Raw genomic sequence first — 567 nt, 5'->3', positions numbered from 1 at the left:
CACCAGCATCTGCCCCAGGTTCGACGCGGCGGGAACATGGATGATGGCTTTGTGGCCCTCGGCCCGCATGGTTTCCACAAAGCCGAGGCCCGTGAGCGGGTTGACGAAGAGCGCCGCCCCTTCGACCGCCGTGGCGCCCTCCGGCAGGACGATGCACGCATCACGGCGGATCAGGCGCAGCTCGGCATACATCGCGCCCCCGATCATGGCGACGCGCTTTCCCACCAGATCCTGCAGGTCGGGACCGGCCGCGATCACGGTCCCGGAGGCTTCGTTGCCCACCGCCATCGACTGGTCCAGCCGGGCACTGACGGCGGGAAGCAGATGCGGAGGAACCTTCGCCGTCAGGACCGGCGCTTCCCCGGTGCCCTCCGCGCGCAGGGTCTCCATGTCGGCTGGGCCGAATAGCAGCCCCAGGTCCGAGGGGTTGATCGGCGCGGCCTCGACCCGGACCAGCAACTCGCCCTGCCCAGGTTCGGCAACGGAGACGCGTTCCAGATTGATCCGCAGCGTTCCGTCCGTCGTGATGGTGGATCTCAGTTCAAGGCTGTTTCGCGGCATGATGTC

Annotated in this window: 1 protein-coding gene; it reads right to left on the bottom strand. The window is 67.7% G+C overall.

The window, feature by feature from the left end; translation table 11 throughout:
- A partial coding sequence (locus KTN05_RS17745; RefSeq protein ID WP_371823407.1) for an alcohol dehydrogenase catalytic domain-containing protein occupies positions 1 to 567 on the bottom strand: 567 nt, incomplete at both ends.

The sequence above is a fragment of the Paracoccus sp. Z118 genome, assembly GCF_019061185.1.
In the GTDB taxonomy this organism is placed as follows: Bacteria; Pseudomonadota; Alphaproteobacteria; order Rhodobacterales; family Rhodobacteraceae; genus Paracoccus.
This window is presented reverse-complemented; position numbering and strand designations above follow the sequence as displayed.